Consider the following 10810-nt stretch of genomic DNA (forward strand, 5'->3'; position numbering starts at 1 on the left):
TAAATCGTTACCAGTTTAGTCTTATCAACAAGGTAACTTATTTATTTTCAATCAGTTGTAGTTTAAGAATTATCTTACACCGCTAATGTATGTTTCCAAGCCCGTTAAATCAATGTTTCAGCTTAAAAAAACATCAGTTTTGTTAAAATCAGCCCATTTTTGCATATCGTTTACCTATTAATTTTTTCTATTTTGAAGATTTTAGATGGCCGTTTTTTGGTAAAATTACAGGACAAAAGCAAATGAATGTCACCATCCAAAAAGATAAGATTGAAAAGAAACGATTCCTCACATTGAAAGATAATGCTTGTTGAAACAAAAGAAAAAAGATTATTTTTCAAAGCGAACAACGTTTCGTACACGGAAGAGCCATGCAAGCAAAAGGAAATAAGCAGACGATGTTTTGCGATTTACAAAAAATTACTATACCTTTGCAAATGCTAAAGAAGGTAGAGTTGATTAAACCACAAAAATCAACTTACGGGATGTAGCGCAGTTGGTAGCGCACTACGTTCGGGACGTAGGGGTCGGGCGTTCGAGTCGCCTCATCCCGACCAATCATTCAAAAAGCACTTCATACGTTTCGTACGAAGTGCTTTTTTATTGTGAATCATTCGATTTCGTTTTTAGGACAAGCCCTGAATTTCACCATTGACAACAGAAATGTTCTCGGCTGATGGAACTTTTGGTAATCCTGGCATGCGCATAATGTTTCCTGCAATCGCCACTATCATCTCTGCCCCCTTATTAATAACGAAGTCACGAATAGTAATATCAAAATTGGTTGGCATTCCATAGGCTTTCGCATCTTCAGAAAAAGAGTATTGTGTTTTTGCAATACATACAGGGAAGTGAGCGCATCCCAATTCCTCAATACGACTCAACATCTTCTTGGCAGCAGGCTTGAGAATAACGTCACGTGCTCCATAAAGTTGCAGAGCAATCTTGCGAACTTTATCTTCTACCGAGTCGTTATCATCATACAACATCTTCAGCGGTGTTGAAGGCTTTTGCGCAATTGTGTCCACAACCAAACGTGCCAATGCTTCTGCTCCTTTTCCTCCGTCAACGAAGGCGGTATTGATAGCACAACCTACGCCTAACTTTTGGCAATGTTCTTGTATCAATTGTAATTCTTCATCAGTATCCGTTGGGAATCGATTGATGCAGACAACCACTGTCTGACCAAAGGATTGAAGGTTGTGAATGTGTTTGTCCATGTTTGCAAAGCCTTGCTTAATTCCTTCAATATGCGGTTCCTTGATAGACGATATATCAATGCCACCGTGCATTTTCAACGCTTGTGCGGTAGCTACTAACACCGTCAGTTTAGGAGAAATGCCTGCCTTACGACATTTGATATCAAAGAATTTCTCTGCTCCTAAATCAGCACCGAATCCTCCCTCTGTAATAGCGTACTCTCCAAAGGTCATCGCCATCTTAGTTGCCATAACACTGTTACAACCGTGTGCGATATTGGCGAAAGGTCCACCATGGATAAAGGCAGGTGTGTTCTCTGTGGTCTGAACTAAGTTTGGATGAATGGCATCATGCAAGATAGCGGTAATGGCACCTGCCACACCGAGGTCTTTCACTGTAAAAGGCTTTCCTTCAATGGTAAAGCCCAAAAGGATATTCTCAATTCGTCTCAACAAATCATCTTCATCCTGAGCCAAACAAAGGATTGCCATAATTTCAGAGGCGGGCGTAATATCAAAGCCTGACTCAGAAACAATGCCGTCGGTACGTCCACCTAATCCTGTGATAATGTTACGCAAGTTGCGATCGTTCACATCCAGAACTCGTCTCCAAAGCACTTCCTTTAAGGCAAAGCCCTCGTCACGATGCTGGTAACAATAGTTATCCAACAAGGCTGAAATCATATTATTAGCCGAAGTAATGGCATGAAAATCGCCTGTGAAGTGAAGATTTATCTTCTCCATTGGCAGCACTTGTGCATAACCTCCACCTGCAGCTCCACCTTTCATTCCAAAGCAAGGACCTAAAGAGGGTTCGCGCAAAGCAACAATGGTTTTCTTTCCAATCCTGTTCATTCCCAACGCCAGCCCTACACTGACCGTTGTTTTTCCATTTCCTGTTTTAGTAGGTGTAATAGAAGTCACCAAAATAAGATTGGATTTTTTTACCTTCTCATCATCAATCAGGGTGTAAGGCACTTTTGCCATATACTTTCCATAAGGCTCTAAATCGTCCTCTGGAATATGAATTTGACGTGCGATGTCACCAATAAGGTTTAATTTTGCTTCATGAGCAATTTCTGAGTCTGTTTTCATTTTAATTGATTAGCTTAAGTTTGACATATTAGATGCTCCAAATTTACTTGAAAAAACTTCAAGGTGCAACCTTTTTACCTATTATTTGCCTTTCATACCGTTAAAAAAAGTATGGAAGTACTGATGAGGACAAGATTTGAGACAGGCGTCATTGGTGCTACTCATCGAGACACTGATCAAGTTCTCTTATGATTTCTTCCTTGTCAAGATTTTGCCCAATGAACACTAACTTCTGCATGCGGTCACCATATTGTTCGTCCCAATCACGCTGAAGTCCAGGGTTCTGCGCCATGTACTTTTGCAGTTGTTCAGCTGGCATGGTAGCATACCACTGTCCAGCATCGCGAATTTGAACCTGTTTACCTGCCTGTTCAAAAACATAACATTTGTCTTTTTCATCGTGAAAATAACAAATTCCCTTGCAACGAATAATGTTCTTAGGCCAACGACGAGCGACAAAATCATCGAACAGTCCGAGATTAAACGGTGGACGTCGATAATAGACAAACGTTTCTATATGATATTCGAGTGCCTCTCCACTCTCTTCATTCTCAATTCCCTCATGTTCATCGTGGTGGTGATGATGATGGTGATGATGCTCCTGCGCCGTATGAGAAGGCTCAGTGTCACCATGATTTTCTATCTCTGCTATCCAACTGGCAGAGGTAGCCACCTTTTCAAAATCGAACATATCTGTATGAAGAATTAAATCTAAATCAATATCACCATAGTTACAGGTCAAGATTTGTGCCTTGGGTTGGATAGCACGGATAATCTTCTTCACCTTTTCCAGTTCTTCTGCGCTCACTTCTGCCGCCTTGTTCAGCACGATAAAGTTACAAAATTCAATTTGTTCGATGACTAACCGCTCCAAATCATCGTCATCAATGTTTTGCTTCAGCAAGTCGTCTCCAACATTAAACTCATCGCGCAACCGCAATGCATCAACCACGGTGACTATAGCATCCAGTTTCGCAATGCCATTTTTAGCCAAATGAGGATACAGTTCGGGATATGCACAAATGGTTTGAGCTATCGGAGCTGGCTCACAAATGCCACTCGCCTCAATGACAATATAATCAAATTTATTCATCCGAACAATGTCATTCAGTTGTTCTATCAGGTCTACCTTCAGTGTGCAACAGATACAACCATTTTGAAGAGCCACCAAACTATCGTCTTTCTGACCCACTACTCCACCCTGTTCAATCAGGTCGGCATCAATATTGATTTCTCCAATATCGTTGACAATAACAGCGAACTTGATACCTTTCTTATTCGATAAGATTCGATTCACTAAAGTGGTCTTGCCACTTCCCAAATATCCAGTAAGCAATAAAACAGGAGTTTCTTGTATTTTCATTTCTTCTTATATTTTACATTGTTCATGCAAATGTAGACAAAATTCTTGAATTCTCACCTTATTGGAATTAAAAACGGAAATAAAACTTGCCAAAAACTTAACGCCTAAAAAAGCAAACAAATGGATCCAACGAGAGTACCAAAGGGCATCAAAAACGATAAAAACGGTTATTCCGAGAAAGAAACATAAGGCGAAAGGCGTGCTATCACGTCAGGTGTGAAATCTGGAAGCATGCTTAAATCCTCCCAACGATGAATGGGACCCTTCAAACGTCGATAGTCTACTATGGCTCGAGCTCTGTAATAACCCATATATGGATGTCGCTTGAGCTGATGTATGGATAACCGATTGACAAACAGACGTTGGATATGTTCTTTGTCGTGCGTTGAAATACGGAAATAAGGTAAAGATTCTTCTGGGAAATCTTCTATCTCTAACAGTTGTTGTGTCGAATAAAACCCTCCCAATCGGGTACGGTAACGAATGATTTGACGTGCGTAATAGCTCCCAATACCAGGCACCTTTTTTAATAAATTAGTATCTGCCGTGTTCACTGAGATATGTTCTGAAGATTTTATTTTGACAGGAAAACGGAGCGTATCACGCCCATAGCCCACAGTTTTGTTCACCGATGCAACAGCTTCTGCAGCTGGTTGATAATCTGAACCTATATGAATATAAGGCTCGAGTGTTCGATATTGCTTCTGTGTTAATCCATAAAGACGTGCAAAATCGCTGCGTTGGCGATATACGCCTCCTGCCGCTCTATATTTATATATATTCCGAACTTGCCACGGTTGGAGTCCTAAGCGTAACAAAGCTGTGCTGTCTGCTGTATTAGGATCGAAAGGGAAAAGTTCTATTAGTCGACCTTCTACACGGTAATACACAGCAGGTTGCTGTCCATAACGGTCAACATGAGCATCCCGATAAGCAAATATCGTATCATGAATGGGAGTATTGACGTCAATATTCTTTGGGTCACTAAAGACATAGAACAGTATTGTCGCTCCAATACCTAAGAGCAACAGAAATAAAAGTGCCTTGCGATCTGACTTGTTAAAATAAAAAAAATCCTTGAAAGACATCACTATTCAAGATGATTGTTAAGATATGGGCGGACTTCCATAGCAGAGATAGCACCTCATCAGCACGAGTAAATAACATTCACTCCACAATTGCTTCTTTTCATGAACAAAATACTGTAACTTTGCACCGTACATTGTCGATAACAAATGAAACAACAGGTCTCCCATTTTTTGCGAACATATCCCGTGACTTTGACTTTGGTCATTGGCATTTGGATTGTATGTCTCATTCCAATTCCAGAGACACCACTGAGCGATGTTGCCTTAATGGACAAGTGGACACACATTGCATTGTACTTTGTGCTCACGTCTTGCATTTACTGGGAGGACCTCAAGAGTCGACGACCGCTCACCTCTAAACGACTGTTCATCATCGCTTTTCTGACTCCTCTATTGATGGGAGGGCTCATTGAGATTGTTCAAGCAACATGCACCCATGGCAATCGAAGTGGAGATTGGTACGACTTCCTTGCCAACAGCATTGGCGTCATCTTAGCGCAGCTTATTGGTATTCTTCTGGTAAGGTATTTTTCCAGTCGGAATAAGGATGATTGAGCATGTATTTGTTGTAAAACCGAGCATCTCCAGTCACCTCCATTCCAATAAAATCGGGCTTCACATAAGGCTCTTGTTCATGAGCCAATTCCACTTCTGCCAACACCAAGCCTTCATTGTCTCCGTAGAATTCATCCACTTCAAAGGTGTGTGCTCCGCTTTTAACCAAGTATCTACGCTTATCTATCACACCCCCTTGACATAATTTGAAGAGTTGTGAAGCCTCCTCCATGGTTATTTCTGTCTCAAATTCATAGCGAGACAAGCCCCCATTGGTAGCCTTTCCTTTAATGGTTAGGTAAGCTTTATCGTCACGAGTTCTTATTCTGACGGTCGCCCCAATGCACGGAAGGTAGCCTTGTTGGATGTGACTGCTCGAGAAAGCAAACTGCTTATAGGCGTCACCTTTCTTTACCAAGAACTTCCGTTCTATTTCTAATCCGCTCATTGTTAAACATTCAGCGCAACAATCATCCATATAATGGCACAAACAAGCAATGCGATAGAGAGCCATTTGATGACATTCTTTGCCTGCTTCTCTTGTCTTGCTTCACGCTTTGTTCTGTTGAATTTGTTTTTTCCACTCATCTTTGTATGATTTAAAAGGTTAGTTAATCTTCACTTTCCACAATGGGGAACTCCATTAAATAGGCTTTTATAAAATCGTCAATCTTTCCATCCATCACTCCGTCAACATCGGTTGTTTGGAAATTGGTACGATGATCTTTCACTCTTCGATCGTCAAAAACATAACTTCGGATTTGACTTCCCCATTCTATTTTCTTCTTTCCTGCTTCTATTTTTGCTTGTGCTTCAAGCCGTTTCTTCATGGCACGATCGTATAGTTGGCTCTTCAGCAGCTGCATCGCCTTGGCCCGGTTCTTCGGTTGGTCGCGCGTTTCGGTGTTCTCTATCAGGATTTCTTCCTCTTCTCCAGTGTCTGGGTCATGATATTGATAGCGAAGACGCACCCCAGATTCTACCTTATTGACATTTTGTCCACCTGCTCCACTCGATCTAAACGTATCCCAGGAAACACATGCGGGGTCTACAAAGACCTCTATGGTATCATCTACCAATGGAGAAACAAAAACACTGGCAAAACTTGTCATTCGCTTTCCTTGCGCATTAAACGGTGAGACGCGCACCAAACGGTGCACTCCATTCTCACTTTTCAAGAAGCCATAGGCGTATTCGTTCCCCTCTATCTTCATGGTGACACTCTTAATACCTGCTTCTTCACCATCTTGGATGTCACTCACCGTACACTTATAGTCATGTGCTTCAGCCCATCGCATATACATACGCATGAGCATTTGCGCCCAATCTTGGCTCTCTGTACCTCCAGCACCCGAATTTATCTTCATGACACAATCCATAGGGTCTTCTTTCTGGCGCAACATATTTTTGAGTTCCAAATCCTCTATGGCGACTATGGCCTTGGCATAATCATGGTCCAACTCTTCTTCGGTGACCATTTCATCACGATAGAATTCAAACGCCAACTGTAATTCATCAGCCATCTGACGAACTTGCTCGTAACCTTTCAGCCATTTCTCAATGCCTTTCACCTTGATCATTTGCTCTTGGGCACGCTGTGGGTCTTCCCAAAAGTCAGGCGCTTGTGTTCGCAGTTGTTCTTCTTCGAACTCTATCTTCTTTTGGTCAATATTCAAATAATGATGTAACGCCTGTGTGCGCTCTATCACATCCTTGAGTTGGTCACTTGTTATCATTCTTCATACATCTTATTAATGATGTCCTTGTAATTCTTATTGATAGCAGGACGTTTAATTTTCAGCGTATTGGTTAATTCGCCTCGCTCCATGGTGAAATGATGAGGAACGAGTGTAATACGCTTCACTTGTTCGTAGTGTGCTAACGATTGTTGTAACGTCAAAATACGGTCGAGCATCATCTTTACGATTCGAGCATCTCCACAAATTTCCTCTCGGCTATTAAACGCTATTCCATGATCGTGCGCATACTCTTCCAATAAGCGGAACTCTGGCACGATTAATGCTGAAACAAACTTGCGCTGGTCGGCAATGATGACCGCCTGATCGATGTATTTGTCTACCAGCATCATGGCTTCTATCATTTGCGGAGCCACATATTTACCATTGCTGGTTTTGAAAAGGTCTTTGATTCTTTCGGTCAGATATAATTCTCCGTCCTTCAAATAACCTGCATCACCTGTATGAAAGAAGCCATCTTCATCAAATGCTACTTCATTGATATGCTCTCGTTGATAGTATCCGCTTGTAATTGTAGGGCCCTTTAATAAAATTTCGCTGTTCTCTCCTATCTTGATTTCTATTCCTTCAATGGGTCGTCCTACCGAACCAATCGTATAGGGTTTGTCCACATGATCGCAAGACACTGTTGCCAAACTCTCCGTCAGTCCGTACCCTACCTGCATACAGATGCCAATAGAGTGGGTAAACATCTCGACTTCGGGAGAGACATAGGCTCCTGCCGTCGGAAAGATGTGCGCCTTTTCCAAACCAATTTGCTTACGCACCAATGCCATGACCGTCTTATTATACATCTCATATTCTATGGACAATGCCCTCGGAGGACGTTTGCCATGACTCAAATAGTCGATATTGTATTTCTTTCCTACAGCTAACGCACGATTAAAGAGCTTTTTCTGGAGGGGATTAGAATTGTCTATCTTTTCTTTCACAGCGATATACATCTTTTCCCAAAAGCGAGGAACGGCACACATACACGTGGGATGCATCTCCCGCATCGATTCCTGAATTTCTTTAGGATAGGTGTTGATAATGATATGGGCGCCCACCGTGAGACATAAATATAGCCACCCGCGCTCGAAAATATGCGTAATGGGAAGAAAATCCATCACACGATCGGTCTCTCGAATAGGGACACATTGATAGTTGGCTATCATCGCTGCATGATATTGTCCATAGGTCAATACCACCCCTTTGCTATCACCTGTTGTCCCACTGGTGTACAAAATATTACAAATATCCTCATCATTCGCCGCTGCCCAGCGTTCTTCTACCTCTGTTTGGTGTGGAACATCCTCGCCCAACGCAATAAAATCTTCGAAATAGAGCGCAAAAGAGTCTTGTTCTCCAATTTGTACACTACGGTCGAAGATAATCACTCGCTCTAAAGAAGGACATAAGGCAAAGATTCTGCGAGCTTTTTCAAATTGTTCTTGTTCGCCAACAAAAAGGATTCGTACCTGTGCATCTTGAATCATGTATTTTATCTGTTGCTCACTACTGGTGGCATAAAAGGGAATGGTGATGGCTCGTACGCCATAAGCACCAAAGTCTGCATAGAGATATTGTATGCAATTTTGTGCAAACACACCAATGCTCTCCTGTGGCTTCACACCCAAATGTATCAGTGCATTTGATACTTGCATCACACGCAAGGAGAACTGTTTCCAGGAGACTGTCTTCCATGATTTACTCCCAAAGTTACGGAAAGTCAAGGCGCCCCGTGCTCCGTATTTTTTTGCTTGTTCGTGTATCAGAACAGATAGATGACATCTTGTTTGCATAAAAGTCTGTATTTTTTTTCCTATGACAAAGGTACGATAAATTGCGAAACCTCCCAAGTATTGCTTCTCTTATTTTCCTTGCCGAGAGGGTTTCATCAAGAGATAACCAAGACATCCACCGACGATAGAGGCAGCAAAAATACCTATCTTGGCTTGCGTCAGCAATAGGTCGGTACGAAAAGCTAAGGTAGACACAAACATGGACATCGTAAAACCAATAGATGCCAAAAAGCCCAACCCAAATAAATGCCTCATCGACATGTCATGAGGGCGCTTGGCAATGTTCAGCTTATCCAACAGCCACGTAATGCCTACCACTCCAAGAGGTTTTCCTAACAGTAAGCCGAGGGCTATACCGATAGCAACATTGGTAGCAAATATCGCCGACCAGTCGATGCCCACCAAACTGATGCCAGCATTGGAAATGGCAAAGATGGGAAGGACAAGGAACGTGACGAATGGATTCAAATGGTGCTCTATCAACTGCAAAGGCGGAATGGCTATCTTGGCATCTTCCCTAATGGTGGCTAATATCTTCACCTGCTCGTTTTCCAACGTGCGATACTCATTGGTGTTGGCGGTCATAAAGCGTAGCCCCAATTTACGCATCCTATAAAGATAGGTATTTTCGTCTATCGTAGAATCGGCGGGGATGGTTAAGGCAGCTAACACCGCAGCAATGGTGGCATGGATTCCCGACAAGAGGAAAGCAATCCAAACACCTACGATGCCCAAAAATGCGTAGAAAAAAACATTTTTGACTCCCAATTTATTCCCAATAAACATCAATAATAGGAAGCCTAAGCCCAAGGCTAAATTGGCAACGGAAATGTCGGAGGTGTAGAAAAGGGCTATCACTATCACCGCTCCTAAGTCATCTACAATAGCCAAGGTGGTTAAAAACACTTTAATAGAGGTGGGTACATGTTTTCCTAAAAGGAACAACACGCCTAAAGCAAAGGCGATATCCGTCGCCATGGGGACTCCCCAACCAGCAGATTCGGGGGTACCCGCATTGAAGAAAAGGTATACCAAGGCTGGAACCGCCATTCCACCAATAGCAGCCCCAATGGGCAGAATGATGTTGCGAGGATTGGAAAGCTCGCCTGAAATAAGCTCACGTTTAAGCTCCAACCCTATATGGAAAAAGAAAATAGACATCAAACCATCGTTAATCCAATGGTGAAGACTAAAATACAGATAGGGTTCTCCATTCCATATAAAACCTAACTTTTGCTGAAAAAAGTCATAATAGCGATTGCTGAGTGCGGAGTTTGCCAACAAGATGGCGAGTAGCACTGCCACAGCGAGCACTATTCCTCCCGACTTTTCTTGTGCCATAAAGCGTTGAACGCTCTTCACTACCTTATCATAAATATTCCTACTTCCTTGTTTGTCTGACATTAATATGTTGATTTTAAGTTGATCAATAATGCTCAAAAAGATATAATCTCTAAAGAATTCGATACAAAAATAACAAAAAATCAACTAAATACAAGTAATTTTGTTATTTATTCATGTAAGCATAACACGACTCGCTCATTGAAGAAAGGTAGTTGATTGTGAAAAATCACCTTTCCTCTTTTGTTTCAACAACAAATGCGAGCGAAGCGAATTGCATGACTTTTGTTCACAGTTTTCCTCATTCGCTTTCATTGATTGTCACAAAAATTACCTTTCCATTTGCTAAAGCCCTTCATTATTTTTGTCCTAAAACTTTACCAAAAAACGGTCATTGAAAATCTTCAAAATAGAAAAATTTAATAGGCAAACGTTGGGCAAAAATGCACTGATTTTAATAAAATAAACGTCTCTTCAAGCTAAAATATTGACTTATCGGTCTTGGAAACATGTATTAGAGGCATTATTCACATGCTTCAACGACATTAAAGTGTACTTTCCTAAAATCACTTGACAGTTTTTATTCACTTTTCCTAATTTACTTGTCAAATTTTTTCATTCATTCTAA

Annotated in this window: 9 protein-coding genes and 1 tRNA gene; 2 read left to right on the forward strand and 8 right to left on the reverse strand. The window is 41.6% G+C overall.

The window, feature by feature from the left end:
* Positions 1 to 481: 481 nt before the first annotated feature.
* Positions 482 to 557: transfer RNA gene (locus DEM91_RS10830), tRNA-Pro, on the forward strand.
* A gap of 69 nt (positions 558 to 626) precedes the next feature.
* On the opposite strand, the gene DEM91_RS10835 is transcribed toward DEM91_RS10830, so the two are convergent.
* The 3 genes from DEM91_RS10835 to DEM91_RS10845 all read right to left on the reverse strand — a co-directional run bounded on the left by DEM91_RS10835 (position 627) and on the right by DEM91_RS10845 (position 4745).
* Positions 627 to 2294 (reverse strand): formate--tetrahydrofolate ligase, encoded by a 1668-nt coding sequence (locus DEM91_RS10835; RefSeq protein ID WP_249858930.1) that lies wholly within the window; start codon positions 2292 to 2294, stop codon positions 627 to 629.
* Positions 2295 to 2451: 157 nt separating this feature from the next.
* Positions 2452 to 3657 (reverse strand): CobW family GTP-binding protein, encoded by a 1206-nt coding sequence (locus tag DEM91_RS10840; protein WP_249858931.1) that lies wholly within the window; start codon positions 3655 to 3657, stop codon positions 2452 to 2454.
* Between the two features lie 167 nt (positions 3658 to 3824).
* On the reverse strand, positions 3825 to 4745 hold the full coding sequence (locus tag DEM91_RS10845; RefSeq protein ID WP_249858932.1) for a helix-hairpin-helix domain-containing protein: 921 nt from the start codon (positions 4743 to 4745) through the stop codon (positions 3825 to 3827).
* 147 nt (positions 4746 to 4892) lie between these two features.
* Between DEM91_RS10845 and DEM91_RS10850 the strand changes: the two genes are divergently transcribed.
* Positions 4893 to 5300, forward strand: a complete 408-nt coding sequence (locus DEM91_RS10850; RefSeq protein WP_025071884.1) for a VanZ family protein — start codon at positions 4893 to 4895, stop codon at positions 5298 to 5300.
* On the opposite strand, the gene DEM91_RS10855 is transcribed toward DEM91_RS10850, so the two are convergent.
* The 5 genes from DEM91_RS10855 to nhaA form a co-directional block, all read right to left on the reverse strand.
* Positions 5248 to 5748: a CYTH domain-containing protein gene (locus DEM91_RS10855; RefSeq protein WP_249858933.1), complete on the reverse strand. Its 501-nt coding sequence runs from the start codon at positions 5746 to 5748 to the stop codon at positions 5248 to 5250. The genes DEM91_RS10850 and DEM91_RS10855 overlap by 53 nt on opposite strands.
* Before the next feature lie 2 nt (positions 5749 to 5750).
* A complete protein-coding gene (locus DEM91_RS10860; protein ID WP_169337608.1) occupies positions 5751 to 5888 on the reverse strand; it encodes a hypothetical protein in 138 nt (45 codons plus the stop codon).
* A 23-nt stretch (positions 5889 to 5911) separates the two neighbouring features.
* Positions 5912 to 7036 (reverse strand): peptide chain release factor 2, encoded by a 1125-nt coding sequence (gene prfB, locus DEM91_RS10865; RefSeq protein ID WP_249858934.1) that lies wholly within the window; start codon positions 7034 to 7036, stop codon positions 5912 to 5914.
* The gene (locus DEM91_RS10870; protein ID WP_249858935.1) at positions 7033 to 8841 is read right to left on the reverse strand and encodes an AMP-dependent synthetase/ligase; all 1809 of its coding nucleotides are present in this window, start codon (positions 8839 to 8841) and stop codon (positions 7033 to 7035) included. The genes prfB and DEM91_RS10870 overlap by 4 nt, the downstream gene beginning before the upstream one ends.
* A gap of 69 nt (positions 8842 to 8910) precedes the next feature.
* A complete protein-coding gene (nhaA, locus tag DEM91_RS10875; protein WP_249858936.1) occupies positions 8911 to 10245 on the reverse strand; it encodes a Na+/H+ antiporter NhaA in 1335 nt (444 codons plus the stop codon).
* Between the last annotated feature and the right edge of the window lie 565 nt (positions 10246 to 10810).

The organism is Prevotella sp. TCVGH, assembly GCF_023522295.1.
GTDB classification, from domain to species: Bacteria; Bacteroidota; Bacteroidia; order Bacteroidales; family Bacteroidaceae; genus Prevotella; species Prevotella timonensis.